Here is a 26737-nt window from a genome sequence, read left to right as displayed (position 1 = left end):
CATGTCCTCCACCGAACTGGGCACCGCTTTCCTGCTGGCCGTCGTCGTCATCCTGCTGCTGTGCCGGCTGGTCGCGCTGCTGCTGCGACCACTCGGGCAGCCGCCCGTCGTCGCCGAGATGATCGCCGGGGTGCTGCTCGGCCCGTCGGTGCTCGGGCTGGTGCTGCCGTCCGTCGAGCACCACCTGTTCCCGGCCGCCTTGCACCCTATGCTCTACGTCGCCGGCCAACTCGGCCTGGTGTTCTTCATGTTCCAGTCGGGGTACGACTTCCGGCTGGAGCGGATCAAGCCGGTGGCGAGGTCGGCGGCGCTGATCTCGGCGGCCGGCAGCGCCACGCCGCTGCTGCTGGGCGCCGGGCTGACCTGGGCCGTGCACGGCTCGGTGGACACCTCGCCGCCCGGGGTGCCGCTGCACGTGACGGCGCTGTTCGTCGGCGTCACGCTGGCGATCACCGCGTTCCCGATGCTGGCCCGGATCATCACCGAGAACGGGCTGGCCGGCACCGCGTTCGGCACCATCTCGCTGGCGGCCGGCGCGATGGACGACGTCGCCGCGTGGATCATGCTCGCGGGCGTGGTCAGCCTGGCGCGCGGCAGCGCGCACACGGTGGTGCTCGCCGCCGCCGGCGCGGCCGGGCTGGTCGTGCTGCTGACCGCGCTGATCCGGCTGCGCGAGCCGGCGCTGCGGGTCACCGAGCGGCTCAGCGACGAGCAACTGCTGCTCGCCACCGTGCTGTTGCTGTGCGCGGCCGCCTGGTACACCGACCGGATCGGCCTGTACGCGGTGTTCGGCGCGTTCAGCCTGGGCGCCGCGTTCCCGCGCTCGCCGCGCATCGGCCGCACGATCGAGGCGACCGCGCCGCTCAGCCGGATCTTGCTGCTGCCGCTGTTCTTCACCTACTCCGGGCTGAACACCGACGCGGGGCTGCTCAGCGACCCGAAACTGCTCCTGTTCGCGGTGGGGTGCACGGTCGCGGCCGTGGTCGGCAAGTTCGGCGCGTGCTGGGCCGCGGCGCGGCTGGGCGGGCAGCCGCCCGCGGTGGCGCTGCGGATCGGCACCCTGATGAACGCGCGCGGCCTGATGCAGCTCATCGCGATCAACGTCGGCCTGTCCGAGGGGATCGTGTCGCCGTCGATGTTCACGGTGCTGGTGGTGGTCGCGGTGGTCACCACGGTGATGGCGACGCCGTTGCTGCGGCTGTGGGACCGGCTGGACGGCGGGGTGCCGGCCGAGCCGGACGTGACCGGTGCGGCCGGCGCCTCGACGCCCCTGCCCGCGCCGAGGTCGCCCCTCGCCGCGTCCACCGTGCCGGAGGGTCGTGGCGGGTCGCGCAGTTCCTCCCCCTGAGTTTCGCCAGGGTGGTGCCCCCAGCGCCTCCGAGTAGGTGCGGCTCCTCCGCGAAGGAACGACGGCTTTGCCTCAGAGGCAAAGCTTTTGCCTCTGAGGCACACCATGTTGTTCCATGGGGTCATGGACGACGCGACCGCCACCCCGGACACCGCCGACGCGGTCGGCGCCGATGCCTCGGCCCTGCCCCCGCGGCTGCGGGACCGGCGGCGCGCGAGCGGCCTCACCCTGGAGGCCGCGGCCCGCCGCGCGGACCTCTCGGCCGCGCACCTGTCCCGGCTGGAGTCCGGCCTGCGCCAGCCGTCCCTGCCGGTGCTCCTCGGCCTCGCCCGCCTGTACGGCACCACCGTCTCCGATCTGCTGGGCGAGACGGCGGCCGAGCCCGATCCCATCGTACGCGGCGCCTCGATGGCCGCGGTGCCCGCCGGCGGCTGGACGTACCGGCGGGCCGGCGGCACCGGGCGGGCCATGCAGGCGCTGCGCGTGCACGTGCCCGCCCGGGCCCAGGGCGGCCTGGTCCGGGTGCACCCCGGCGAGGAGTGGCTCTACGTCACCGCCGGGGTGCTCGAACTCTCACTCGGCGACCGTTCCCACACCCTGGCCGCCGGGGACTCCGCGCACTTCGACTCGCTCGTGCCCCACCGGCTGGCGGCCGGCGGCCAGGACGGGGTCGACCTGCTCTTCGTCCACACCCTCATGCAGAGCGAGACGTCGGCACTGTGCGTCGTGCCGCGCGAGCCCGCCGACCCCCGAGGAGGCCGTTCATGACCACGAACCCCGCCGAGCCGCGCGCCCACCCCGCGCTCGAGCCCACCGCAAAGCCCGCGCCGACCCCGCAGCCCGGTCCCGGCCCGGCCGGTCCCGAGGCGGAGTCCGTGCCCGTCGTCGTGGTCGTGCCGGCCCTCGACAGCACCGAGAAGCACAAGGAGCGCGCGGTGATCCTGCGCGTCCTGGTGTACGTCGCGGTGGCACACTTCATGGCGTTCTTCCTGTGGCTGATGTTCGCGGTGATCGGCAAGAGCTGAGCCGTACGGCTCGGGCGCCCGGAACCTGAGCCGTACGGCTCGGGCGCCCGGAACCGGCTCGGGCGCTCAGAACCGCAGGGTGACGCTGCGGCCCGGCGCCGTCCGCACCGTGTGGACCGTGCCGCCCGCCACCACTTCGGTGCTGTGGCCGCCCACACTGCGGATCACGGCCTGCCGCACCCGCCCGTCGCGCCAGGTCAGGTCCACGGTGAAGCCGCCGCGGGCACCGACGCCGGTGATGTGGCCGCTGTCCGCCCACGCCTTCGGCAGCGCGGGCAGCAACTCGATCCGGCCCGGCCGGGAGTACACCAGCATCTCCACCATCGCCGACGGCGTGCCGAAGTTGGCGTCGATCTGGAAGACGCTGCTGTCCTGCCCGAGCTGGTAGATGTCGAAGAAGTTCAGCGCGGAGCCGTTGCTGTCCGCGGTGGAGGGCCGCAGGTTGGTGGTGACCAGCTGGTACGCCTTCTCCGCGTCGTGCAGCCGGGCCCAGCACAGAGCGCGCCAGGCGTTGGCCCAGCCGTAGCTGTCCATGCCGCGGGCGGTGAGCAGCGCGCGGACGGCGGCGACGAGGTCGGCCGGCGAGGAGTCGAGGGTGATGCGGTCACCGGGGAAGAACCCGATCAGCGGGGAGAGGTGGCGGTGCTGGTCCTCGCCGAGGTTGTCCGGCGACATCCACTCCTCCAGCCAGCCGTTGGCCGGGCTGATCCGCGGCAGGTAGAGCCGGTCGCGCAGGCCGCCGATGGTCCGGGCGAAGCCGGCGTCCTTGCCGAGGAGCTGGGCGGCGGTGCGGTAGTTGCCGAACAGCGCCCAGACCAGTTCCTGGGAGTAGGTGTTGCCGATGCCGTCCTGCGGGCCCTGCTCGGGCGACCAGTCCTTGTCGTCGACGAGGACCTCGCGGTCCTCGCCGGTGGCGGGGTCGGTGACGGTCATGGACACCAGCCGGGCCTGCCAGAACTCGCAGGCGCCCTTGAGCAGCGGGTAGATCCGGGCCAGGGTGCGGGCGTCCTGGGTGTACTCGTAGTGGTCGAAGAGGGAGTTGGCGATCCAGGCGTTGGCCGCGGGGTGCCACCACCAGCCGGAGCCGCCGTGGATGTTGGTGGAGAACGCGACCGTCCAACCCGCCACCGTGCCAGAGGAGTTGCGGAAGCGGTTGCGGGGGTCGTTGAAGAGCTTGCCGGTGTTCTGCGTCCAGGAGGGGAGTTGGGCGAGGCAGTAGTCGGTGAAGGCGTCGAAGCAGCCGGGCAGCGCGGTGCGGTCGGCCATCCAGTAGTTCATCTGGACGTTGATGTCGGTGTGGTAGTCGCCCATCCAGGCCGGGTCGTTGACGTCCAGCCACAGCGCCTGCAGGCCCATCGGGACGCTGTCGCGGGAGCCGCAGATCATCAGGTAGCGGCCGAACTGGAGGTAGGACGCTTCGAGTTCCGGGTCGGGCGCGGCGCCGTCCGCGGCGCGGGCCTGCAGCCGGGTCCAGGTGTCGGCCTGCTTCTGCTGGCCGGTGGAGGTGCCCAGCGACAGCGTCATCGCGTCGAACAGGCGGCGGTAGTCGGCGACATGGGTGCCACGCAGGACGGCGGGGCTGTGCCGGAGCGCGGCGCGGGCCTTGGTACGGGCGAGGGCGCGCGGGTCGAGGCCGGGGGCGCGGTAGCCGCGGGCGGCGTCGGGGGCGTAGTCGGTGCCGCCGCTGAACACCACGGTGAGGTCGGCGCAGCCGGTGAACTCGATGGCGGTGGCGGTGACCTCGACGGTGCCGGTGTCGCTGGAGGCGGTGACGGCGGCGGCGTAGCGCAGGTCGTTGTCGAAGGCGGCGGCGAAGGACAGGGTGCGGTCGCCGGAGTCGCCGGCCGGGGTCTCGCCGTGGGTGCCGGCCAGGGCGATCCGGCCGGTGTGGCTGCCGCCCGCGGTGCTGGACAGGTGGAGCACGATCACGTCGTCGGGGTGGCTGGCGTAGACCTCGCGGGTGTAGGTGGCGCCGCCCTGCCGGTAGGTGGCGGTGACCAGGCCGTTGCTCAGGTCCAGGGTGCGGCGGTAGTCCGTGACGGAGTCCGCGGTGTGGGCGGGTATCTGCACGGAGAGGTGGGCGAGTTGGGTGAGGGAGCCGAACTCGACCTGCTCGTAGGGGAACTGGCCGTCGTCGTCGAGGACGTCGTTGCGGGTGCCGGTCCACAGGGTGCTGTCGGTGATGTAGAGCGCCTCGTCGGCGGGGTCGCCGCCGACGAGCGCGCCGATCCGCCCGTTGCCGACCGGCAGGCCCTGCTGGATCATCGCGTCGGCCGACGCCGGGGCGGTGTACCACAGGCGTACGGCGGCCGCGTCGTCCGTGCGGGGGTCGGCGGTCGGCCGCTGGGGCTCCGCGGCGGCCGCGGTGAAGGCCGGCAGCCCGGCGAACGCGGCCAGCGAGCCGGCGGTCCCGGCACCGGCCAGGGCGAGAAAGCTCCGACGACTGGGCCGCTGAGCAGGTGCGGGCTGAGGGGCGGTCATGAAGGGTGTTCCTCCTGTGATGTTCTGCGGCACGCGGGGGTTCTGGCAGAAACGCAGGAGCAACATAAAACTGCTCATTAACGGATTCAAGGGTTCTGACGGCAGTCCTTCGGGCGGCCTCCCCGGCGGGACATCCGATGTATGAGGGAGCATGCCCGTCGCCGAGTGGAGTGATGCGTGCGGCGGGAGGGTCTCTCGGACCGCCGGCACGTCGCCGAAACGTGCACGCGCCACAACGTGGTCGCCCCCGGCCGGGTACCGACTCGGCCCCGGCCGGGGGCAGTCCGGGCGGCCGCGCGGGGAAGGGTCGGCGACCGCCCGGACGGCTCGATCGGTTCAGCTCGCGAAGACCTGGACCTCGGAGAGCTGCGCGGCCGGCCAGCCGGTGTTCGCGGTGAAGTTCAGCCGCACGTAGCGTGTGGTGACCGAGGCCGGCAGGGTGACGGTCGCGGCGTTGCCGGTGGCCGGGTCGAACGTGTAGCCGGCGGAGGCGGCGAGCTGGGTGAAGCTGCTGCCGTCGGCGCTGCCCTGCACGGAGAGCGTCTGGGTGCGGGTGGCCCAGGCGGTGGCCGGCGGCAGGTCGAGCACGAGCCGCTTGACCGGGGTGGCGGCGCCCAGGTCGACCTGGAGCCACTGCGGGAAGGCGTTGTTGGCCGACTCCCAGTAGGAGTTGGCGTCACCGTCGGTGGCGTTGCCGGAGCCGTAGGACTGGGTGTGGCTGCTCTCCGACGTGGAACGGTGCAGGGCGAGGTTCCCGGTGGGCGGGGGCGTGGTGCTCCCGCCCACCGGCTGGGTGGGGCGGGTGGCGGTGAGGGCGATCTGGCCCTTGAGCATGCGGCCGCCGTCGCCGGTCAGCCGCAGGTAGTAGTCCGACGAGCAGGCCGTGCCATCCTCGTCGAGCGCCAGGAACCCGGAGTTCGTCGGCACCTGCGCCTGGGTCTCGGCGGTCTTGGCGATCTGGTTGCCCTCGTTGAACTCGTCGAACATCGAGATGTAGACGCTCTGCACGCCGGCCCGGACCATGTTGTAGAACTGCCGCCACATGAAGTCGCCGTGCGCGCGCTGACGGAGCGTCACCGCACCGGGCAGCACGCACGGTTGGTAGTCGATGCCGTAGGTGGCGCACTCCGCCAGGTCCGGCACCGTCGCCACGTTGCAGAAGTTGTCGGCGTCCGAGACGTTGCCGATCCGGCCCACCATCCACGGCGAGAGCATGTCGAACGCGTGGTACACGTCCGAGAAGCCCGCACGCGAGTCGCGGTCCCCGGTACGCCACCAGGTCGGCACCCCGCCGATCACGTAACAGCCCTGGCTCTTGAACCAGTTGACGACGTCCAGGCACGCGTCGGCGGCGAACGGCCGCTGGTTGTCGGCGAAACCGAAGCCCCACACGCACACCACCGGCTTGCCGTTCTGCACCGCGTACGCCGAACTCGCGGTGTGGGCGTGCATCTTGCTGGTCCAGTCGGTCTTGATCTCGGACTGCATGTTCGTCCAGTCGGAGACGTCGTACATGATGTAGAACTTCCGCCCGTACTTCTCGGCGGAGCTGCGCACCTTCGCCGCCATGTCGTCGCGGGTCGGGCCCTCGCTGCCGTTGGGGTTGAAGCGCTGCAGCGCCGCGACGTCGATGCCGTTCTCCTGCAGCCACAGGAAGTGCGTGTCGACGGTCTGCTGGTCGTACGACGAGAACAGCGTGGCCGGCCGGCCGTTGCCGAGCGCCGCGTAGCCGGTCTGGTACGTGTGCGTGTAGTCGCTGACGTCGGGCCACGCCACGATCCCGGTGTTCGACGGCGAGGGCGCCGTCGCGTCGTTCGCGCTCCAGTGCCACCAGGCGTTGATCGGCGCGCCGTCGCCGATACAGGCGAACCAGCCCTGGTAGCCGACGGTCACCTTCCCGACCACGTCGCCGGGACCGCTGGCCGCGAACGCGGACCCCGCGGCCGCGGTCTGCGTGAGGACGGCGGTTCCTGTCGCGGTGGCGGCCACCGCGGCCTGCAGGAAGACCCTGCGTGTGACACCCATCTGGACTCCTCCGATCGGTCGTCAACTCCGGCAACCGCAGGGCTGTTGGGCGGACATGGACCGGCCCGGCGGCTGGTGCGGGGATCGTAACGACGCGAACACACAGACGCAATAGATCGCGCATCAGGCGAAATATTTGACAGAAGACGTGCAAGAAAGTCGATGTCAATCTCTCTCCTGTATCCCGCATCCCTGCGGGCACAGCCGTGACCGCCATGCGGGTGCGACCGGCGCGGAACCCAGGCCCCCGGTTGCCCGTCCCAGGTCAGCGGGTGCAAGACTGCGCCCGCGAACACGGATCAGGAGGACACGTGGCGGAAGCGACGATCATCGGCAGCGAACGCAGCGAGGCGGGTCTGGCGACCGGGATGGAGGTGCTGCGCCGCGGCGGTTCGGCGCTGGACGCCGTGGAGGCCGCGATGCGGCGCTGCGAGGACAACCCCGCCGACCACTACGTCGGCACCGCGGGCCTGCCCAATGCCCGCGGCGAGGTCGAACTGGACGCCTCCTTGATGCTCGGCTCCGGCCGCCGGTTCGGCGCGGTGGGCGCGCTGAAGGGCTACCCGAACCCGATCTCGGTGGCCCGCGCGGTCCTGGAGAAGCTGCCCCAGCACAGCCTGCTGGTCGGCGAGGGCGCCGCGCTCTTCGCCGAGGAGTGCGGGTTCACCACCGCCGACCTGATCACCGACGAGTCCCGCGAGCTGTGGCGCAAGCAGGTCGCCGACTCCCGCGAGTCGGTCGAGGGCGAGAACACCGCCGCCACCGACGGCGACGCCCGCTACCGGGAGAGCGCCCTCGCGCTGATCCGCCGGCTCGCCCCGCACGACGGCCCCTGGGGCACCATCAACATCATCGCCCTCGACGCCACCGGCGAGATGTGCGTGGGCGTGTCCACCTCCGGCTACCCCTACAAGTACCCCGGCCGGGTGGGCGACTCGGCACTGCCCGGCGCCGGCAACTGGTGCGACCTGCGGGCCGGCGGCGCCGCCTGCACCGGCCGCGGCGAGCTGAGCATGCGCGGCGGCACCGCCCGCACCATCGTGGAACTGCTCTCCGACGGGCAGGAGCCGGCCGACGCGTGCCGGGCCGCGCTCGCCGACGCCGCCACCTTGCCGGACGACTTCCGCGCGGAGTTGCGCGCCCTGGCGATGACCCCCGACGGGCGCCACGGCGGCGCGGCCGGCCAGCAGGGCAGCGTCTACGGTCTGATGACCGACGCGTCCACCGAGCCGGAGTTCCGCCCGAGAATCGTGCTGTGAGTGCCGTGAGAGCCGTACGCACCGTGAGCGCGGTGAGTGCCGTGAGTGCCGTGAGTGCCGTGAGGAGCCTGCTGTGAAGATCTTCCTGTCCTCCGACATGGAGGGCACCGCCGGAGTCGTCGACTGGTCGCAGTGCCGGCACGGCCAGCCCGAGTACGCGTACTACCGCACCCTCCTGCAGGAGGAGGTCAACGCCGCGATCGAGGGCGCCGCGGCCGGCGGCGCGACCGCGTTCCTCGTCAACGACTCGCACTCCACGATGTCCAACCTGCGCCCCGACGCGCTGGCCGGCCGGGCCCGTTACCTGTCCGGTCGGCACAAGCCGCTCTACATGATGCAGGGCCTGGACGACTCGTTCGACGCGGTCTTCTTCGTCTCGTACCACGGCTCCATGTCCAGCGCGCCCGCCACTTTGTCGCACACCTACAACCCGGCCGCGATCGCCGAGGTCCGGCTCAACGGCGTGGTCGCCGGCGAGAGCGGCATCAACGCGCTGGTCGCCCTCGGCCACGGCGTCCCGGTGGTCCTGATCACCGGCGACGACACCACCGCGGCCGAGCTGCGCCCCTTCTGCCCGGACGCGGTCGGCGCCGTCGTGAAGTCGTCCGTGTCCCGGTTCGCCGCCGACAGCATGCACCCCGAAGAGGCCCGCGAGGTGATCCGCTCGGCGGCCCGCCGCGCCGTGCAGACCCTCCCCTCGGCGTCCCTCCCGGCGATCGAACTACCCGCCACGCTCACCGTCCGCATGCGCAACCCCGACCTCGCGGAGATGGCCACCTGGATCACCGGCGTCGAACCGGACCCGGCCGACCCGCTCACGGTCACCCTCACCGACCAGGACCCGGTGCGGCTGTACCGGACGTTCGTGACGGTCGTGCTGCTGACCCGGGGCATCGCGGAGTGACGGCGTAGCCGATCCGCGGCCTTCATACGATTCGCGGGCGTTCGTGAACATTCGCGAAGGTTCGCGCCGTTCACGGCATACACGGCTTCCGTCGCGTTGTCGGTGGGATGCGTCATGCTGGCGGGAGAGGAAGCGGGCAGGCGCGGCAGCGGAGGTGGCGGCATGGGAGCGGAGCACCAGGACACGGGTGCCGGAGTGGGCGTGCTGGACCGGCGGTTCAGCGAACCGGCGGCGGAGCCGAGCACCTGGGCGGAGGTCGGCGAGGTGCTCTCCGCCGCGGGCACGTACTGGCTGACGACCGTACGGGTCGACGGCCGCCCGCATCTCACGCCGCTGATCGCGGTCTGGCACCGTGAGGCGCTGTACTTCTGCACGGGCGAGGGCGAGCAGAAGGCACGCAACCTCGCGGCGCACCCCGAGGTGGTCCTCGCCACCGGCGGCAGCGCGCTCAAGGACGGGCTCGACGTGGCGGTGGAGGGCACCGCCGTGCGCGTCACCGGGCAGCGGCGCCTGGCGGATCTGGCGGCGGCATGGGTGGCGAAGTACGGCGAGGAGTGGCGGTTCGAGCCGCTGGACGACGGCTTCCGGCACGCGGGGCCGAACGGCGGGGCGCAGGGCACGGTGCCGGTGTTCGAGGTGGCGCCGACCACGGTCTTCGCCTTCCGCAAGGGCGGGACCTACGCCCAGACCCGCTTCCGGCCCCAGCGCTAGCGCGGCCCGTCGCTCCGGACGCCGCCCGCGCGCTTCCACTCCGCCCCGCGCCCCGCACCCGGCCTCGTCCGAGTAGGTTGGAGGGCCGCCGACCTGCACGGTCGGCCGAAAGGGGTGCGCAGGTGCTGGAGGGGGCGGAGCCGGGCGACGCGTGGATACGCGTCCCCGTCGGCGAGGAGGCGGCCCGCTGGGCGACCCGCGGTAGCTGCCACCGGGTGCTGCTCGTCGTGCACAACGTCACCGCGGCGACCCGGCTGCTCGACGTGCTCCCGCTCTTCCGCGACGACCTGCGGGTCCAACTCCTCGCCACCTGTACGGGTTCCTCGCCGTTCGGCGCGGGGGTGCGCGAACTCCTCGACGCGGTGGGCGTCCCGGTGCTGCCCTGGGACCAGGCGCTCCGCACCCCGGTGGACCTGGCGGTGTCGGCGAGCTTCGGCGGCGAACTGGAGCACCTTGAGGGCAAATTGGTCATACTTTCACATGGAATCGGCTACAATAAGACCCTTTCCGGAAAGCCGGAAAGCCGGAAAGCCGGAAAGCCGGAAAGCCGGAAAGCCGGAAAGCCGGAATCGGTCTTCGGGCTGTCGCGGGAGTGGCTGCTCGTCCGCGGCCAACCGATCGCGGACGCGATGGTGCTGTCCCACCCCGAGCAGGTGGACCGCCTCACCGCCGCCTGCCCCGAGGCCGTCCCGACCGCGGTGCTCGGCGGGGACCCCTGCTACGACCGGATGCTCGCCGCCGAGCACCACCGGCCGCGCTACCGGAGGGCGCTGGGCGTGCGCCCCGGCCAGCGGCTGGTCCTGCTCAACTCCACCTGGAACCCGACCTCCCTGTTCGGCGACGGCGGCCCGGATGACGTACTGCCGCTGCTGCTGCCGCGGTTGACCTCGGAGCTGCCCGCGGACGAGTACCGGGTGGCCGCCGTGCTGCACCCGAACATCTGGGCCGGGCACGGCCCCGGGCAGGTGCGGCTGTGGCTCGACCGGGCCCGCCGCGCGGGCCTGACGCTGATCGACCCGCTCGCCGGCTGGCGGCAGGCGCTGATCGCCGCGGACCTGGTGATCGGCGACTTCGGGTCGGTGAGCTACTACGCCGCCGCCCGCGGCACACCCGTGCTGCTCGGCTCCGCCTCTCTCGCCGCACTCGGGCCCGGCACTCCGGTGGCCGCCTTCGTCCGCGCCGCGCCCCGCCTGGACCCGTACGCGGCGCTCCTTCCGCAACTGGAGCGGGCGATCGCCGAACACCGACCGCTGCGCGGCCCGGCCGAGTTGACGACCTCCTCGCCCGGCGGGTCGGCGCGGCTGCTGCGCGAGCTGTTCTACCGGCTGATCGGCATCCCCGAGCCCGCCGCCCCCGCGCGACTCGACCCGCTGCCGCTGCCGCCGTACGAACCGGCCGAACCCACCGCGCCGCTCCGGGTGATCGTCCACCGCGACGCCGACGGCGTCCTCGCGGTACGCCGCCACGCCGACCCTCGGCACGAACCCGACGGTCCGGGCGACGGGCATCTGGCCGTCCACGAGGACACCCTCGACCCCGGCGTGCTCGACCTCGCCGACCTGATCCTGCGCTACGCCGACCCGGACGACCCGCGGCTCGGCCCGCCGCAGCGCTGGACCGCGGAGGTGCTGGCGCGGTACCCGTCCTGCTCGCTCGCCGCGTACGTCACCGGCCGACACGCGTGCGTCGTACGCCACCGCGGCGGGTTGCTGGCCGAACTCACCGCCCGGCCACGTCCCGAAGCGCCGGGCGAGACTCCGGCGGAGGGCCCGGCGGAGGGACCGGACCCGGCGCTCTACGCGTCCGCGCTGCTCGCCCTGCTCGGGCCGCACGGCGAAGGCGCCGAGCCGCTGCTCACCCGCGGGTTCGCGGTGCGGACCGGGACGACCGAGCACGCGGTGGCGTCACGGCTGCTCGGGCCGGCAGCGCAGCCGCAGGGCGGCGAGGTAGTCGAGGTGGACGGTGGCGTGCTGCGCGCCGAGGAGAGCGGCGGCGCGGTCGATCAGGGGTAGCGCGGCCGGGGCGTCGCCGGCCATGAGGTCGGTCTCGGCGAGGTCGGTCAGGACCCGGGCCGCGTTGTAGGGCTCGTCGGTGGTCTGCTCGAAGTAGGCGAGCGCGGTGTCCAGGCGCTGCCTCGCCTCCTCGAAGCGGCCGAGGCCGCGCAGGGCCCTGCCCTGGTGGCGTTCGACCAGCGCCGTGGCGCGCGGCACGTCCTCGCGGCCGTCGTCGTCCGGGCCGATCCGGGCGAGCAGCAGCCCGGCCTGTTCGAAGCAGCTCAGCGCCTCGGCGAAGCGCCACTCCCGCAGCCGGAGCAGGCCCAGCGTCTCGACGGCGGTGGCCCGGCCGCGCAGATGCCCGGCGGTCTCCTCCGCTCGTGCGGCGGCGGCCAGTTCGCGGCCCGCCTCCTCGTATCCGGCCGACTCGATGAGCGCGAGGGCCAGTTGGGTGTGCATGCGGCCCGCCATCCGCGGGTCGCCGCGGTAGGCGGGAGCGGCGCGGACGCCCGCGCGCAGGGCGGGCAGCACCGTGTCGTAGCAGCCCGCCTTGAGTTGGAGGGCCCACAGCGCCTCGGCGCCCTCGCAGACGGCGGCGGGGTCGTCGAACTCCTCGGCGGCCAGGACGGCTTCCACGATGTTGTCGGCCTCGGCGGTCAACGCGGCGATGGCGGCGCCCTCGTCGTCGTACCGGCCCGCCAATGCCCCGCCGTCCGCGCCGTCCCCGCCATCCGCGCCACTCACACCGTCCGCGCCGAGCCGGTCGTAGCGGGGGCCGACGTGCCAGCGCTGCGGCAGCGCCGCGTGGTCCGCGCGGACCGCGAACGACACGTACCACTCGATGGCGCGGCGCAGGGCGGCCGCGCACGCGGCGACGCCGTCCTCGCGGGCGGCGGCATCGGCGGCGTGCGCGCGGACCGCGGGGCGGAAGCGGTACCGGCCGTCGGGGGCCGGCTCCAGCAGGCCGTGCTGGGCGAGTTCGGCGAGCAGGTCGCGCGCCTCCGGCTCGCCGATCCCGGCCGCGGCGGCCACCGGTCCCGGGTCCAGCGCCGGCCAGGCCCGCAGCGCGGCGAGCCGGTACACCCGGGCGGCCGGCGCCGCGAGCCGGCGGTAGAGGCCGTCGACCACGGTCCGCACCGGGTCCCCGCCGGCGGCCGGTGGCGCGGTGGCGGCCCCGGCCAGGTCGGTCGCTGCGGCTCGCAGCGCGAACGGCGAACCGGCGCAACGCTCCAGCACCGAGGGCAGCGTGGCGCGGGCCGCCGCCACGGTCTGCTTGCCGACGAGGTCGACCAGCAGCCGTTTGGCGTCCTTGTCCCCCAGCGGGTCGACGAGCACCGGCCGCGCGTCCAGGCCGGTGAGCGGGCGACGCGCGACGACCACCGTGAACACGCCGGGCGCGGCGGTGACCAGGGGCACGACCTGGGCGGCGGTCCGCGCGTGGTCCAGCACGACCAGCAGGCGGCGGTCGGCGAGCAGCGCGCGGAACAGTTCGGCGCGGTCCTGGGCGGCGGGCGGAACGCGCTCCTGCGGGACGTGCAGCTTGAGCAGGAAGTGCCGCAGCAGCGCGGTGGCCGTGGGGGCGGTGCTGGTGGAGCCGGCCCGCAGGTCGGCGTAGAGGGTGCCGTCGGGGTAGCGGTGTGCCTGGAGACCGCCCCAGTGCAGGGCCAGCGCGCTGGTGCCGACGCCCTCCGGACCGTAGAGCACGGCGATCCGCGGACGGCCGTCGGCCTTGCGGAACGCCTCCCGGTCCAGTGCGGCCAGCGGGCCCTTGCGGTCGGTGAAGAAGCGTACGGAGGCGGGCAGCGTGTGCGGCACGTGCCGGCGGTCGGGGCGCGGGTCGGTGGGGGCGCCGCTCATCCAGGTGCCGAGGGCACGGGCCCGTTCAGGGTCGCTGCGGGCCTGGTCGACCAGGACCGCCGCCAGTGCTTCGCGTGCGGCGGCGTCGGCGGGAGCGGTGACCTCGCGGCCGGCGACGCGCGCCACGACACCGCCGACCGCCTCGCACAGCCGGCGGCCCGACTCGCCGGCCGCACCGGCGCCGACCGAACCGAGGAACGTGGTGACCGCCGACACCGACAGCGGATCAAGCACGGCACAACCCCCCGGAGCCCAGGCGTAGTCACGCGGGGTGCGCCGCTACGCCTACGTTACGTCTCGGGACCCACGGTAGTGCCTGCGGGGCTCGGGGCGGCACGGTTCCGGCGTGTTCAGGAGGTGCCGCCCGGCGGGGGCCGGCGGGTGCCGCCGGTCCTCGATCAGTCCTCGATCAGTCCTCGACCCAGCCGTGGCTCTTGCCGAAGCGGAGCAGCTGCTGGCGGATCTGGATGATCTGCTCGCCGGTCATCCAGGGTGCCGTCTTGAGCAGGAGTTCGGTGCACTCGCGGGTGTATTCGTACTCGCTCAGCACGTCGCACATGGGGTCGTCGAGGTCGATGCCACCCGAGGAGCGGGGGGCGGAGGAGACCGCGGAACCGCGCGAGGCGGTGACACCGGCGGGCGCACCGTCCGCACCGTGGGCGAGGCGGACGGAGGACGCCTTGAGCCCCCGGTCACCGTCCTCGACCTCGAACTCGACCGCGACACCGGAGCGCACGAACGACTCCGGGATCAACAGGTCGTTGACGTGCAGGAACACGTCCTCACCACCGGTCTCCGGCGCAATGAACCCATATCCGCGAGCACCGTCGAACCTGACAACCCGACCGGCAACCATGCCAAACCCCCAGCAACCACTCCCGGGCCCCTTGCCCGAATGACCTGCGACGCATCGTAGCGCTCCGTCGGCGGGATCGGGTACAGGCCGTTCCCGGCGCGTCCGGCGGGTGATCCGCGTGCCTCGGCCGGCGATCCGCGTGCTCGCGCCGGCGATCCGCGTGCTCGCGCCGGTGATCCGGGTGCTCGCGCCGGTCCTCGCGGCCGGTGGTACGGCGGTTGACACCGCTGACGGCCTGACGTGGCTGACGCCGCTGACACGGAGGCACCTTTCCGCACCGGGTGTGTCGAAGCAGTCGGTACCGATCGCGAATGAACAATGCCCATCTGGTAATGCATGGCAGGCTGCGTAACCGAACCCGTCCAGGCCAGAAGGGACCAAGATGAGTCAGTCTGCGCAACCTGTGGGTGTCGTAGGGGTCGTGTCGGAGTCGCAACCCGGGGAGACGAGGGTGGCCGCCACCCCCGCGACCGTGAAGCAACTCCGCGGGCTCGGCTACGAGGTCGTCGTGACGGCCGGGGCGGGACACGGCGCGAGCCTGTCGGACGAGGCGTACGAGGAGGCCGGTGCGACGATCGGCGACCGGGCCCGCGCGTGGGGCGCCGACGTGGTGCTGGCGGTGAACGCGCCCTCGACGGAGGAGATCGGGCTGCTCCGCGACGGTGCCGTGCTGGTCGCGCTGCTCGCCCCGGCCACCCACCCCGACCTGGTCGACGCGCTCGCCGAACGGCCGGTCACCGCGCTGTCCATGGACGCGGTGCCGCGCATCTCCCGGGCCCAGTCGCTCGACGTGCTCAGCTCGATGGCGAACATCGCCGGGTACCGGGCCGTGGTGGAGGCGGCCCACCTCTTCGGACGGTTCTTCACCGGCCAGGTCACCGCGGCCGGCAAGGTGCCGCCGGCGAAGGTGCTCATCGCGGGCGCGGGCGTGGCCGGTCTCGCGGCGATCGGCGCCGCCGGCAGCCTGGGCGCGGTGGTGCGCGCCACCGACCCGCGGCCGGAGGTCGCCGACCAGGTCAAGTCGCTGGGCGGCGAGTACCTTTCGGTCGAGTCGGCGGAGGCCGAGGTGAGCGCCACCGGCTATGCGAAGCAGATGTCGGACGACTACAACACCCGCGCGGCCGCGCTCTACGCCCAGCAGGCCGCGGACGTCGACATCATCATCACCACCGCGCTGATCCCCGGCCGCCCGGCGCCGCTGCTGATCACCGAGGAGATGGTGGCGAGTATGCGGCCGGGCAGCGTCGTGGTCGACATGGCGGCCGCGCAGGGCGGCAACGTGGCGGGCACGGTGGCCGGGGAGGTGGTCGTCACCCCCAACCAGGTGTCGATCGTCGGCTACACCGACCTGGCCGGTCGGCTGCCCACCCAGGCGTCGCAGCTGTACGGCACCAACCTGGTGAACCTGCTGAAGCTGCTCACCCCCGGCAAGGACGGGCGGGTCGTGGTCGACTTCGACGACGTGGTGCAGCGCTCGGTGACGGTGGTGCGCGACGGCGAGAAGACCTGGCCGCCACCGCCGGTGCAGGTCTCGGCGGCGCCCGCGCCGGCGGCCGGCGGCGCGCCACCGCCGACGCCGCCCGCGGCCAAGGCGGCGAAGCGGCCGGCCACCGCGAGCCGCCGCTACACCGTGGTCGGCGCCGCCGCGGCCGTGCTGTTCGTGCTCGCCGGCTTCGCCCCCGCCCAACTCATCGGCAACCTCACGGTGTTCGTGCTGGCCATCGTGATCGGCTACTACGTGATCGGGCATGTGCACCACGCCCTGCACACCCCGCTGATGTCGGTGACCAACGCGATCTCCGGCATCATCGTGGTCGGCGCGCTGCTCCAGATCGGGCACGCGCACACGGCCGTCACGGTGCTGTCGTTCGTGGCGATCCTGCTGGCGTCCATCAACATCTTCGGCGGATTCGCCGTGACCCGCCGCATGCTCGGCATGTTCTCCAAGGACTGAGGCCGCGATGACTGCATCGACCGCCGCGCAGGCGGCCTACATCGTCGCGGCCCTGTTGTTCATCCTCAGCCTGGCCGGACTGTCCAAGCACGAGACCTCCCGTTCCGGCGTGGTGTTCGGCATCTCCGGCATGGCGATCGCGCTGGCCGCGACCATCGGCCTGGCCTCCCGCAGCATCGCCGCCACCGGGATCGGCCTGCTGGTCGTCGCGATGGTGATCGGCGCGGGGATCGGCCTGTGGCGGGCCCGCCGGGTCGAGATGACCGGGATGCCGGAACTCATCGCGATACTGCACAGCTTCGTCGGCCTGGCGGCGGTCCTCGTCGGCTGGGACGGCTATCTCGAAGTGGAGGCCAAGGGCAGCGGCCAGACCACCATCGCGCACGACCTGCTGGGCATCCACCACGCCGAGGTGTTCATCGGCATCTTCATCGGAGCGGTCACCTTCACCGGGTCGATCATCGCGTTCCTGAAGCTGTCCGCGCGGATCAAGTCGAGCCCGCTGATGCTGCCGGGCCGCAACTACCTCAACATCGGCGCCCTCGTGGCGTTCGTCGGGCTGACCGCCGCGTTCGTGGCGTCGCCGAACATCGGCCTGCTGATCGCGGTCACCGTCGTGGCCCTCGCGCTCGGGCTGCACCTGGTCGCGTCCATCGGCGGCGGTGACATGCCGGTGGTGGTCTCCATGCTCAACAGCTACTCCGGTTGGGCCGCGGCCGCGTCCGGCTTCCTCCTCGACAACAACCTGCTGATCGTCACCGGCGCGCTGGTCGGCTCCTCCGGTGCGTACCTGTCGTACATCATGTGCACCGCGATGAACCGGTCCTTCCTGTCGGTGATCGCCGGCGGCTTCGGCATGGAGGCGGCCCCCTCGGACGACAGGGAGTACGGCGAGCACCGCGAGATCAACGCCGAGGAGACCGCGGAACTGCTGCGCTCCGCCTCGTCGGTGGTGATCACCCCGGGGTACGGCATGGCGGTCGCGCAGGCGCAGTACCCGGTCGCCGACCTCACCCGGCGGCTGCGCGAGCGCGGGGTGGAGGTCCGCTTCGGCATCCACCCGGTGGCGGGGCGACTGCCCGGGCATATGAACGTCCTGCTCGCCGAGGCCAAGGTGCCGTACGACATCGTGCTGGAGATGGACGAGATCAACGACGATCTCGCGGCGACCACCGTGGTGCTGGTGATCGGCGCGAACGACACCGTCAACCCGGCCGCGGCCGAGGACCCGGCCAGCCCGATCGCGGGCATGCCGGTGCTGCGGGTGTGGGAGGCGGAGAACGTGGTGGTCTTCAAGCGCTCGATGAACACCGGCTACGCGGGCGTGCAGAACCCGCTGTTCTTCCGGGAGAACACCCAGATGCTGTTCGGCGACGCGAAGGAGCGGGTGGAGGACATCCTCAAGGTGCTGTGAACCCCACGGGCACCGTGCCGGCCGGTTTCTACGCCACGGACCCGCGCCCCGGCGGTACGAACCGGGGTGCGGGATGCGTCCGCCGGGATGCGTCCGCCGGGCGCGGGCCGAACCGATAGGGTCCGTGCAGCGGACGCAACCGGGGGGATGCATGCGGATCACGTGGTCCACCGCGCTGTGCACGGCGGCCGTCTTCGTCCTGCTGCTGTCGGGCGACGAACCCGGCAACGGGGTGCCGGCCGGGCCGCACCTGAGCAAGTCCGTGGTGGAGGCCGACCTCTCGGGCGTGGTGACGGCGGTGCGGGCGCCGCAGGTCACCGGGCTCATCACCGTCGAACTCAAGGTCTCCGTCAAGCGCACGGGCAAGCCGCTGCCAGCGGAGTGCTTCGCGGGCAGCGGCTACAGCACGGTCACCAACACTCCCGGCAACTACACCGCGGTCGTGCGCGCCCTCGTGGGCGACGGCTGGCACATCTACCGGCGCACCACCGCGCACGGCCTGGTCGACACGGGTCTGTCCAAGGGCGGCTGGGACCTGTCGGTGTCCCGCTCCCTCGTTCGCGGCATCCTCGATGCGATCGTCCTCTACGCCACCGACACCACCTGCTAGCCCCGCCGGCTTGATCGCCTACGCTCGGTCACTGAACGGGAATCGCGAGGCGGAGGAGTTGCCGGGCATGGCCGACGAGGACGCGAGCAAGGCCGCTGGGACGGAGGGCCGGGCCACCGTGTTCGGTTCGATCGCCGCGGAGTACGGGCGGTTGCGGCCGGCGCCGTGTGACGCGGCCGTGGACTGGCTGGTGCCCGAGGGCGCCGCGCGGGTCCTCGACCTGGCTGCCGGGGCCGGCACGTTGACCGGGCTGCTCACCGCGCGGGGGCCCGAGGTGGTCGCGGTCGAACCGGACGGCCGGATGCGGGCGGTGCTCGCGGAGCGGAACCCGGGTGTGACCGTGCTCGAGGGCACCGCGGAGGCCATTCCGCTGCCGGACGGCACACTCGACGCGGTCGTGGTCTCCTCGGCGTGGCACTGGTTCGACACCGAGCGGGCGGTGCCGGAGATCGCCCGGGTGCTGCGGCCCGGCGGGCGGCTGAGCGTCGTGTGGAACGGGCTCGACGACACCGTGCCCTGGGTGCACGAGTGGCGCACCGGGTTGCGCGCCGCCCGTACGGCCGAACGTGACCGCCCGCCACGGGAGCACTTCCGGCGCGGCGAGCGGTTGCGGGAGACCCTCGCCGGCCCCGGCTCCCCCTTCGCGGAGCCCGAGCACGCCACCTTCACCTGCGCCCGCCGTACCACCCCCGCCGACGCGGCCGCCCTCCTCGGCACCTACAGCCGCCTCCTCATCCTCCCCGCCGACCAGCGCGCCGCCCTCATCTCCCAGGCCGAGCAGGCCCTTCGCGCCCGCCCCGGCCTCCTCGACCCCGACGGCACGATCGACCTCCCCTTCCGCTCCATGTGCTGGCGGACCGACCGCGTCTCCTCGGACCGCCCGTCCGCGTGAGCCCGTCCGCATGAGCCCGCCCGTCCGCGTCACGCCGGGACCCAACTTCCGTGGAAGCCGAGGGGGACCGGCCCGGGCAGATGGATACGGGCCAGCGGCGCCCCGCTGAAGTCCTGCGCGGCGAGGATCACCAGATCCGCGGCGCCCCGCACGGGATCGTGGACGTAGGCGAGGGCATAGCCGTCGTCCTCGGCGCGGGCGCCGCCGCCGGTGGCCGGCACGAACACCGCCTCGCTCGCGGGTGAGTCCTTCGGGAAGCGGTGCACCTCGGTGCTCCCCCGCAACAGGTCGTGCTTGAGCAGCGCGTTGCCGAAGACGCGGTCGGGCGCCACCCCGTCCACCGTCTCGTAGGCCCGCCACATCTCTCCGGCCGTGGCCGCGTAGCCGTACCGGTGGCGGCGGGAGACCAGCGACTCGCGGACCCGGGGGAACTCCTGCGGCCGGTCGTCGATCCGCCGGGAGCGCAACCGCCCGTGCGCCAGGTCGATCGTCCAGCGGTCCAGGCGGGGCGTGCCGAGCGCCGAGGGCCCGTCGCAGCCGCGCCCGGCCGCGAAGAACGGCGTCGGGAAGCTGGTGAAGTCGACGGTGACGGTGGTCCCGTCGTCGTAGGCGTTGAGCGTGTGCGAGTAGTACGCCGACGGGTCGGTCTCGAACCAGCGGATCGGCCCGCCGGCCCGCGGCAGCACCCCGACCCGGGCCGGATGCCTGTCGTTCCAGGTGTACGGCACCAGCGCGCCGGCCTGAGCGGCGGCGGCGTCGAACGTCACCGGGGTGTCGAACACCACCACATAGCGCTCGGTCAGGGCGAAGTCGTGCATCATCGGGCTGTCCGCGACCGGGATGCGGGTGGTGCGCGCCACCCGCCCGGTGCGGTCGACGACCAGGTGCCGTACGTGGTCCCAGGTCGGGTAGTACGTGATCGCGTGCAGTTCGTCGGCCTGTTCGTCGTACTTGGTGTGCGCGGTGAACGCACCGCTGAGCGTCCCGCCGAAGTCGTACGGCCCGAGGGTGTCCAGTTCCTCGCCGAGTTCGTACGGCGTCGGGCCGCTCTCCTGGAGGGCCAGCACCCGGCCCTTGTACGGGATGACGTGGGTGTTGTTGGCGAAGTCGTCGGCGGGGGCCTGCCACGGGTAGGGCTCGCCGAGCTTCGCGGCGACGGCCGCGGACCTGACCCAGCGGTTGCGGTACCACTCGGCGCGGCCGTCGCGCAGCCGCACGCCGTGCACCATGCCCTCGCCGAGCATCCAGTGGTGGGCGCGCGGGTCCTCAAGCCCCAGCACATTGGGGCCCGTTCGCAGATAGCGGCCGTCCAGCTCGCGCGGGATGCGGCCGGTGACCGGCAGGTCGAAGGCGGTCACCTCCTCGGTGGCCGGGGCGAACGCGCCGTGCAGGAAGGGGTAGGGGTCGCGGCGCGCGGTGGGCGCCGCCGCCTGTGCCCGCGGGGCGCCGGGCAGACCGGGCAGACCCGGTGCGCCGAGCGCGGTGAACCCGCCGAGCGCCGCCGCGCCCGAGCCCCGCAGCACATTCCGTCGTGTGAGATCCGTCATGATCCGAACTCCCCGTCGCAGCCGTTCCGAAAGGGGTACCGCACCGCGCGGTGCCCTCTACGACTGTGCCGTCCACGGGCCTCTGACCTCACTACTGTTGCCTTGCCGACCGTGGTGGGGCCAGCATGCCCAAGCTTTCCCCCGTCCCGCACCGGCGGCACCGTCCGTGAGGACGGCGGCCATCTCGTCACGTTCCGGGGTCGGTTCGAAAGCTTGGCATCCGCTTTACCGGCCACCGGAACCGCACTGATCGCCGGGGAGTCTTAAGTTTGGTAGTCGCAGCCGATGCAGTGATATGAGCGGAGTACAGGTACATGGGTCGGGTCAGGACCAGCATGGGGATCGCACTGGTGGCAGGTGCGGTGCTCGCGGGCACGAGCGCGTGCGGTGGGAATTCGTCCGCTTCGACGCCGCCGAAGGACGACGCGAAGGCGTCGTCGTCAGGCTCGGCGGTGACCGCGAGCCCGAAGCCGACCACGCCGAAGCCGCTGGGTCCGCCGATGCTTCTCGACACGATAGCGCCGCAGACGGGCACCACCGTCGGCGTGGCGATGCCGATCTCCGTGGTCTTCACCAACCCGGTGGCGACCTCGGCGCGGGCCGGCGTCGAGAAGGCGATGAAGATATCGACGTCGGTGCCCACCACCGGCGCCTGGCACTGGTTCAGCAGCACCCGGGCGGACTTCCGCCCGCAGGACTACTGGAAGCCGGGCACCAAGGTCACCATCGACGCGGACCTGAAGAACGTGCCGAACGGCAACGGGCGTTACGGCACCCACAGCTACACGCACACCTTCACCATCGGCGACGACAACCGCGCCAGCGTGTCGGTCACCGGCCACAGCATGAAGGTGACGCACGACGGCACCGTGGTGAAGACGATGCCGATCGACGCCGGCAGCCCGTCGTTCCCGTCGTGGGACGGCACGATGGCCGTCATCGACAAGCAGAAGGAGGTCCGGATGACCTCCTGCAGCGTGGGCATCAGCTGCAACAAGTCCAGCCCGGACTACTACGACCTGACCCTGCCGTGGGACGTGCACCTGACCACCTCGGGCACCTACGTGCACTACTCCACCGGCGACCCGTACCCCGGGCACAGCTACGGCTCGCACGGCTGCGTGCACCTGTCGCTCGCGAACGCGAAGTGGTTCTACGACTTCATCAAGCCGGGCGACCCGATCACCATCACCGGTTCGCCGCGCGGCAAGGCCCAGGGTGACAACGGCTACGCGGACTTCAACCTGAGCTGGTCGACCTGGCTGGCGCAGAGCGGCGAGGGCCAGATCACGACCAACCCGGCCGCCTGACACCGCCGGGTTCCTGGGAGGGGCGGGCTCACCGGATCGTCAGGTGAGCCCGCCCCCGTGTGTGCCCCCGTCTCCGCCGCCGCGCGCGGGCCGTCCGCGCCCGGACGTCAGTCGGGCAGCACGGGCAGCCGGCAGCGGACCAGGTGATGGACCTGCTCCGCGGTCCGCAGCACCAGCGCCTCGGCCGCGGCCTCCCGGCAGGAGGTGTGGTCGAGCCGGCGGACCGCGGCCCGGACCTCGTCGAGCGCGGACGGGGCCACCGACAGGGTGTCGCAGCCGAGCCCGACCAGCAGCGGCAGCACCAGCGGGTGCGCGGCGGCGTCGCCGCAGACGGACACCGGCCGCCGGTGGGCCCGTGCGGCCGCGACCACCGCGGCGATCGCGCGCAGCACCGCGGGGTGAGCGGTGGACGCCGGTCCCGCGGCCGGGTCCCGGCGGTCCAGTTCGAGCAGTTGGCAGGTCAGGTCGTTGGTGCCCAGCGACAGGAACGCGGCCTCGCGGGCGAGTTCGTCGATCCGCCGGACGGCTTCCGGCAGTTCCACCATGATCCCCAACGGGGGTGCGGGCAGGTCGAGTTCCGCCGCCGCCCGGTCCAGCAGGGCACGGCAGGCCCGCAGTTCGCCGACGTCCGCGACCATCGGGATCATGATCCGCAGTTCGGCGCGCGCACCGGCCGCCGCCGCCAGCAGCGCGGTGAACTGCTCGCCGAACGCGTGCGGTCGGGCCAGCATCAGCGGCAGCCCGCGCCCGATCCTGCGGCCGGCGGGCCGGTCCGCGGACAGGAACGGCGGCAGCTTGTCGTCGGCGAAGTCCAGCGTCCTGACGGTGGCGATCCGCCCGGCCAGCGGGGCGAGCACCGGCCCGAGCGCGATGGTGTGCCGGGCCCGGGAGGGCCAGCGCACCGCGTCGAGGAAGGGCAGTTCGGTACGGAGCAGGCCGACGCCGTCGGCACCCGCCAGCAGACCGGCCCGCACGTCGGCCGGCGTGGCCACGTTGGCCCGCAGGGTGACCGGGTGGCCGTCGACGGTCCGGGCCGGTAGGTGCCGCTCGGCGGCGAGCCGGGCCCGCCGCTCCCGCACGGCCGCGATCGCGGCGAGCGCGCTCTCGCGTTCCCCGGCCGCGGGGTGGACGACGGCCGCGGCCCCGTCGACCAGGGTCTCCACTCCGTCGGGCAGGTCGAGCACCAGCGGGTCGACGCCGAGCAGCAGCGGGATGCCCAACGAGCGGGCCACGATGGCGGCATGCGAGTTCGGCCCGCCCGTCACCGACAGCGCGGCCGTCACCGTACGGCCGGGCTCCAGCAGGTCGGCGGCGCCGATCTCGCGGGCGGCCAGCACCACCGGCCGGTCGGGCGGGGGCTCCTGGACGCCGTGCAGCACCGCCAGCACCCGGCGGCCCACCTGCCGGACGTCCGCGGCCCGTTCGGCGAGCACCGGGTCGCCGAGCGCGGCGATGGCCCGGGCCTGCGCGTCCACGGCCTCATGCACCGCGTCCGCCGGGTCCGCTCCCCCGGCGACCAACCGGAGGGCGTGCTGCCGCAGATCGGGATCGCGCGCGATGAGCCCGCCGATCTCGATGATGTCGGCCTGCTCCTCGTCCCCTCGCGCCCGCAGCCCGGCGGCCACGGCGTGCAGGCGGTCGGCGGCCGTGTCGAAGGCGTCGGCGACCAGCCCGCCGACCTCGGGTGCGTCGGCCGTCTCGCCGGCGTCGGCGGGCGCGGGCAGCGCGGCGAGCCGGCGCGGACCGGACGGGCCGGCGGGGGCGGAAGCGGAGGCGAGGGTACCCGAACTCGCTTCGGCGCAGCCGGAGTTGGCGGGTTCGCCGGCCGTGCCGCCGGAGGCGGCCTTCGCGCGCACGCCTTCTGCGGCGCCCGCGCCACAATGTCCGCACGCGCCGTGGTCGGCCGGACCGCGTGCGACGCTCCCCTCGGCGGCCGAGCCCGCGGAACCGGGCCCGCCGTGAGAACCACGCGATGCGCCGCCCAGGCCGGACCCGGCCGGATCGCCGGACGGGGACGCGGATTCAGACGCGCACGCGCACTCCGTACCCTCGGCGGCTGTATCCGCAGCCGTTCCGCCGGGGCCGGAACTTCCGTGCGCCTCCTCCGATCCGCGACAGGAGGCCGACTCGGCCCCCGCACCAGCAGACGTGCTGCCGGGGCCGCGCCCGCCGCGCGGACCACCCGGCGCGCCGCCGGGGCCGTACGCCCTGCCCGCGCCCGTGCTCGCGTCGGCGGGTTGGCGGGGAACGCGGGTGGGGGTCGGGGTGGGCGCGGGGAAGGGGCGGTCGGTGCGGTGGAGTTCACCGAGTGCGGTGCCGGGCGAGGCGGGCTGTCCCGGATAGCGGAGGCGGGTGCTCATGCCGCCGCCTTGGCCGCGGCGGCGGTGTCGGCGAGGGCGCGGAAGATCAGCGCGGTGGAGGTGGCGCCCGGGTCCTGGTGGCCGACGCTGCGCGGGCCGAGGTAGGAGGCCCGCCCCTTCCTGGCCTGCATGGGGGTGGTGGCCCGCATGCCCTCCTCGGCGGCGTCGGCCGCGGCTGCGGCCGCTTCCGCCAGGTCACCGCCGGCCGCGGCGGACGCGCGGAACGCCGCGAGCGCGGGTGCGTACGCGTCGATCATCGTCTTGTCGCCCTCGGTGGCGGCGCCGAGCCGCCGTACCCCGGCCAGTCCCGCGGCGAGCGCGTCGGCCACCCGCTCGGGACCGGCCGTGCCCGCGTCAGGCCCGGACCCGTCCGGATCGACGGGCGTTTCCGGCTCTTCGGGCGCGTCCGGCGCGTCCAGCGCCTTGCCGACGGAGCGGAAGGCACTTCCGTACAGCGGCCCGGACGCGCCGCCGACCACGGAGATCAGCAGCGAACCGGTCTTGACGAGTATCAGCCCGGGGGTCGCCGCGTCGTACTCCGGCAGGGCGGCGGCGACCGCCGCGAAGCCCCGGTGCATGTTGGCGCCGTGGTCGGCGTCGCCGATGGCGGAATCCAGTTGGGTCAGCCGGTCCTTGTGCGTGTCCATGGCCGCGGCGATGGCCTGCACCCAAGTGCGGGCGAGGGCGGTGTCCACGGGATCTCCGTTCGTCAGTGCGGTGATGTGCGTGCGGTGCGGGCGGTCGGGTGGGGCGATCGGATGGCGTACGGTGCGCGCGGGCACGGCACACGCGGGCGGCAAGCGATGCGCGTGCGGTGCGGGCGGTCGGGTAGGGCGAACGGATGGCGTACGGTGCGCGCGGGCACGGCACACGCGGCCGGCAAGCGATGCGCGTGCGGTGCGGGCGGTCGGGTAGGGCGAACGGATGGCGTACGGTGCGCGCGGGCACGGCACACGCGGGCGGCGGGCCGGGTCAGACGCCCCAGCGCAGCGCCGCCGTGTGCACCGGCGCGCGCCACAGGTCGAGCAGTTCGGGCGTGACCCTGCAGACGGTGACCGACGCGCCGGCCATGTCGAGGCTGGTGACGTAGTTCCCGACCAGGTTCCCGGCGATCCGCACGCCGCGTGCGGCCAGCAGCGCGGCGACCTCGCCGTAGACGACGTACAGCTCCATCAGCGGGGTACCGCCGAGGCCGTTGACCATGACGAGCACCTCGTCGCCGGTCGCGAGCGGCTGGTCGGTGAGGACGGCGGCCAGCATGTCGGCGACGATCTCCCGTGCCGGGCGCAGCTTCTCGCGGCGGCGACCGGGCTCGCCGTGGATGCCGACGCCGACCTCGATCTCGTCGTCGGGCAGCTCGAACCCGGGCTTGCCGGCGGCCGGCGCGGTGCAGGCGGTGAGGGCGACGGCGAAGGAGCGGGTGGCGGCGTTGACCCGGCGGGCGGTGTCGGCGACCTCGGCGAGCGGGGCGCCGCGTTCGGCGAGCGCGCCGGCGATCTTCTCCACGAAGACGGTGCCGCCGGTGCCGCGGCGGCCGGCGGTCCAGGTGGAGTCCTGGACGGCTACGTCGTCGTCGACCAGCACCGAGGCGACGGACAGGCCGTCCTCCGCGGCGAGTTCGGCGGCCATCTCGAAGTTCAGCACGTCGCCGGTGTAGTTCTTCACCACGAACAGGGTGCCCGCGCCGGCGTCGACGGCCTTCGCGGCGGCGACCATCTGGCCGGGCACGGGCGAGGTGAACACCTCGCCCGGGCAGGCCGCGTCGAGCATGCCGGCGCCCACGAACCCGCCGTGCAGCGGCTCGTGGCCGGAGCCGCCGCCGGAGACCAGCGCGACCTTGCCGGGTCTGGGGCCGGCGGCCCGGGTGATGACGCGCTGGACGGTGTCGACGGTCAGGAGGTCGGGGTGGGCGGCCGCGATACCGGCGAGAGCGTCGTCGAGCACGGTCTCGGGCGCGTTGATCAGCTTCTTCACTGTGTTCCTCGCTTGGAAGTCCGGTCGTTCATGGTCGGGAGGAGAAGCGTCCCTGAGCCCGAGGCGCGCAGCGACGCGTTGTCGCTGTGACCGGGACACCTTCCGCTGTCGTCGGTGCGGCCTTGCTGGGCCTTCCGACGTTGTCGCCGGGGTCAACGTGCGCAACCGCGCCCGCTCGGCGTGGGTTCTCGTCAACGGACCCGCATCGCATGGGAC

20 protein-coding genes are annotated in these 26737 nt (G+C 73.3%); 12 read left to right on the top strand and 8 right to left on the bottom strand.

The window, feature by feature from the left end; translation table 11 throughout:
* Position 1: 1 nt before the first annotated feature.
* The 3 genes from OG370_RS36305 (at position 2) to OG370_RS36295 (ending at position 2373) form a co-directional block, all read left to right on the top strand.
* The gene (locus tag OG370_RS36305; protein ID WP_328471892.1) at positions 2–1348 is read left to right on the top strand and encodes a cation:proton antiporter; all 1347 of its coding nucleotides are present in this window, start codon (positions 2–4) and stop codon (positions 1346–1348) included.
* A 123-nt stretch (positions 1349–1471) separates the two neighbouring features.
* Positions 1472–2116: a helix-turn-helix domain-containing protein gene (locus OG370_RS36300; protein ID WP_328471890.1), complete on the top strand. Its 645-nt coding sequence runs from the start codon at positions 1472–1474 to the stop codon at positions 2114–2116.
* Entirely contained in the window at positions 2113–2373 is a 261-nt protein-coding gene (locus OG370_RS36295; protein ID WP_328471888.1) for a DUF6126 family protein, read from the top strand. The genes OG370_RS36300 and OG370_RS36295 overlap by 4 nt, the downstream gene beginning before the upstream one ends.
* A 66-nt stretch (positions 2374–2439) precedes the next feature.
* Here OG370_RS36295 and OG370_RS36290 read toward each other — a convergent pair whose 3' ends face one another.
* Both OG370_RS36290 and OG370_RS36285 read right to left on the bottom strand, forming a co-directional pair.
* Positions 2440–4854: a glycoside hydrolase family 95 protein gene (locus OG370_RS36290; protein WP_328471886.1), complete on the bottom strand. Its 2415-nt coding sequence runs from the start codon at positions 4852–4854 to the stop codon at positions 2440–2442.
* A gap of 336 nt (positions 4855–5190) precedes the next feature.
* Positions 5191–6879 (bottom strand): discoidin domain-containing protein, encoded by a 1689-nt coding sequence (locus OG370_RS36285; RefSeq protein ID WP_328471884.1) that lies wholly within the window; start codon positions 6877–6879, stop codon positions 5191–5193.
* A 311-nt stretch (positions 6880–7190) separates the two neighbouring features.
* Here OG370_RS36285 and OG370_RS36280 point away from each other — a divergent pair, with 311 nt between their 5' ends.
* The 4 genes from OG370_RS36280 (at position 7191) to OG370_RS36265 (ending at position 11765) form a co-directional block, all read left to right on the top strand.
* Entirely contained in the window at positions 7191–8138 is a 948-nt protein-coding gene (locus OG370_RS36280) for a N(4)-(beta-N-acetylglucosaminyl)-L-asparaginase (protein ID WP_328471882.1), read from the top strand.
* A 73-nt stretch (positions 8139–8211) separates the two neighbouring features.
* Positions 8212–9042 carry a M55 family metallopeptidase gene (locus tag OG370_RS36275; protein ID WP_328471880.1) on the top strand — a complete coding sequence of 277 codons (831 nt, stop codon included), beginning with the start codon at positions 8212–8214 and terminating at the stop codon, positions 9040–9042.
* A 162-nt stretch (positions 9043–9204) separates the two neighbouring features.
* Positions 9205–9753, top strand: a complete 549-nt coding sequence (locus OG370_RS36270) for a pyridoxamine 5'-phosphate oxidase family protein (RefSeq protein ID WP_328471878.1) — start codon at positions 9205–9207, stop codon at positions 9751–9753.
* Between the two features lie 122 nt (positions 9754–9875).
* Positions 9876–11765 carry a hypothetical protein gene (locus OG370_RS36265; RefSeq protein ID WP_328471876.1) on the top strand — a complete coding sequence of 630 codons (1890 nt, stop codon included), beginning with the start codon at positions 9876–9878 and terminating at the stop codon, positions 11763–11765.
* On the opposite strand, the gene OG370_RS36260 is transcribed toward OG370_RS36265, so the two are convergent.
* The gene (locus OG370_RS36260) at positions 11658–13838 is read right to left on the bottom strand and encodes a tetratricopeptide repeat protein (RefSeq protein WP_328471874.1); all 2181 of its coding nucleotides are present in this window, start codon (positions 13836–13838) and stop codon (positions 11658–11660) included. The genes OG370_RS36265 and OG370_RS36260 overlap by 108 nt on opposite strands.
* A 175-nt stretch (positions 13839–14013) precedes the next feature.
* On the bottom strand, positions 14014–14460 hold the full coding sequence (locus OG370_RS36255) for a cold-shock protein (protein ID WP_328471872.1): 447 nt from the start codon (positions 14458–14460) through the stop codon (positions 14014–14016).
* Positions 14461–14842: 382 nt separating this feature from the next.
* On the opposite strand from OG370_RS36255, the gene OG370_RS36250 reads away from it, so the two are divergent.
* The 4 genes from OG370_RS36250 (at position 14843) to OG370_RS36235 (ending at position 19330) form a co-directional block, all read left to right on the top strand.
* Positions 14843–16414, top strand: a complete 1572-nt coding sequence (locus tag OG370_RS36250) for a Re/Si-specific NAD(P)(+) transhydrogenase subunit alpha (RefSeq protein ID WP_328471870.1) — start codon at positions 14843–14845, stop codon at positions 16412–16414.
* Positions 16415–16421: 7 nt separating this feature from the next.
* On the top strand, positions 16422–17828 hold the full coding sequence (pntB, locus tag OG370_RS36245) for a Re/Si-specific NAD(P)(+) transhydrogenase subunit beta (protein ID WP_328471868.1): 1407 nt from the start codon (positions 16422–16424) through the stop codon (positions 17826–17828).
* A gap of 151 nt (positions 17829–17979) precedes the next feature.
* Positions 17980–18438 carry a hypothetical protein gene (locus tag OG370_RS36240; RefSeq protein WP_328471866.1) on the top strand — a complete coding sequence of 153 codons (459 nt, stop codon included), beginning with the start codon at positions 17980–17982 and terminating at the stop codon, positions 18436–18438.
* 67 nt (positions 18439–18505) lie between these two features.
* Positions 18506–19330, top strand: a complete 825-nt coding sequence (locus OG370_RS36235; protein ID WP_328471864.1) for a class I SAM-dependent methyltransferase — start codon at positions 18506–18508, stop codon at positions 19328–19330.
* A 29-nt stretch (positions 19331–19359) separates the two neighbouring features.
* On the opposite strand, the gene OG370_RS36230 is transcribed toward OG370_RS36235, so the two are convergent.
* Positions 19360–20877 carry a carotenoid oxygenase family protein gene (locus OG370_RS36230; RefSeq protein WP_328471862.1) on the bottom strand — a complete coding sequence of 506 codons (1518 nt, stop codon included), beginning with the start codon at positions 20875–20877 and terminating at the stop codon, positions 19360–19362.
* 314 nt (positions 20878–21191) lie between these two features.
* Here OG370_RS36230 and OG370_RS36225 point away from each other — a divergent pair, with 314 nt between their 5' ends.
* Positions 21192–22187 (top strand): L,D-transpeptidase, encoded by a 996-nt coding sequence (locus tag OG370_RS36225; protein ID WP_328471860.1) that lies wholly within the window; start codon positions 21192–21194, stop codon positions 22185–22187.
* 107 nt (positions 22188–22294) lie between these two features.
* Here the strand turns inward: OG370_RS36225 and OG370_RS36220 are convergent, their stop codons facing one another.
* The 3 genes from OG370_RS36220 to dhaK form a co-directional block, all read right to left on the bottom strand.
* Positions 22295–24043, bottom strand: coding sequence for a putative PEP-binding protein (locus OG370_RS36220; protein WP_328471858.1), 1749 nt, complete (start codon positions 24041–24043; stop codon positions 22295–22297).
* Positions 24044–24543: 500 nt separating this feature from the next.
* The gene (locus OG370_RS36215) at positions 24544–25242 is read right to left on the bottom strand and encodes a DAK2 domain-containing protein (RefSeq protein ID WP_443060808.1); all 699 of its coding nucleotides are present in this window, start codon (positions 25240–25242) and stop codon (positions 24544–24546) included.
* A 277-nt stretch (positions 25243–25519) separates the two neighbouring features.
* Positions 25520–26521: a dihydroxyacetone kinase subunit DhaK gene (gene dhaK, locus OG370_RS36210; protein WP_328471857.1), complete on the bottom strand. Its 1002-nt coding sequence runs from the start codon at positions 26519–26521 to the stop codon at positions 25520–25522.
* Positions 26522–26737: the final 216 nt, after the last annotated feature.

Origin of the sequence: Streptomyces sp. NBC_00448 (assembly GCF_036014115.1) — a bacterium.
Taxonomy (GTDB): domain Bacteria; phylum Actinomycetota; class Actinomycetes; order Streptomycetales; family Streptomycetaceae; genus Actinacidiphila.
This window is presented reverse-complemented; position numbering and strand designations above follow the sequence as displayed.